The 715-nt window shown below is 67.1% G+C and carries 1 protein-coding gene; it reads left to right on the forward strand.

The window, feature by feature from the left end; translation table 11 throughout:
- Positions 1-84: 84 nt before the first annotated feature.
- Positions 85-715, forward strand: a 631-nt coding sequence (locus ABEA43_RS67840) for a discoidin domain-containing protein (protein ID WP_345581616.1), incomplete at its 3' end; no start/stop codon positions are given.

The following is a 715-nucleotide window of genomic DNA, read 5'->3' on the forward strand; positions in this document are numbered from 1 at the left end:
TTTGCGAAATCTCGTCGAAATATTGCGGGAATCTGCGCGACATCCTATGGTTCGGCCAACCGCCTGACCCGAAGGGCCACCCCCATGCGAGCAGTCTTAGCCGCCCTTACGCTCCTCCTCGCCACCCTCATCGCGCCGCCCGCCTATGCCGCAGCCGATACCAACCTGGCCGATACGAACCTGGCCGCCGGCAAAACCGCCACCGCCAGCAGCAGCACCGACGTCTACACCGCCGCCAACGTCACCGACGGCAACCAGAACACCTACTGGGAATCGGCCAACAACGCCTTCCCCCAATGGATCCAGATCGACCTCGGCGCCACCGCCACCCTCAGCAAAGCCGTACTGAAACTCCCCACCGGCTGGCCCAGCCGCACCCAAACCCTCACCGTCCAAGCCGGCGCCACCCCCACCGGCCTGACCACCCTCGTCCCGTCCGCCACCTACACCCTCAACCCCACCGCCACCATCACCTTCACCCCCACCAGCGCCCGCTACCTCCGCCTGCAGATCACCGCCAACACCGGCTGGCCCGCCGGCCAGCTCTCCGAGCTCGAAATCTGGGGCAGCGCCCCCGACGACCCGGGCAACCCCGGCGGCACCAACCTGGCCACCGGCAAACCCATCACCGAGTCCTCCCACACCCACACCTACGTCGCCGCCAACGCCAACGACAACAACCTGCAGACCTACTGGGAAGGCGCCGCCTACCCCA

The sequence above is a fragment of the Nonomuraea rosea genome (assembly GCF_039539705.1).
In the GTDB taxonomy this organism is placed as follows: domain Bacteria; phylum Actinomycetota; class Actinomycetes; order Streptosporangiales; family Streptosporangiaceae; genus Nonomuraea; species Nonomuraea rosea.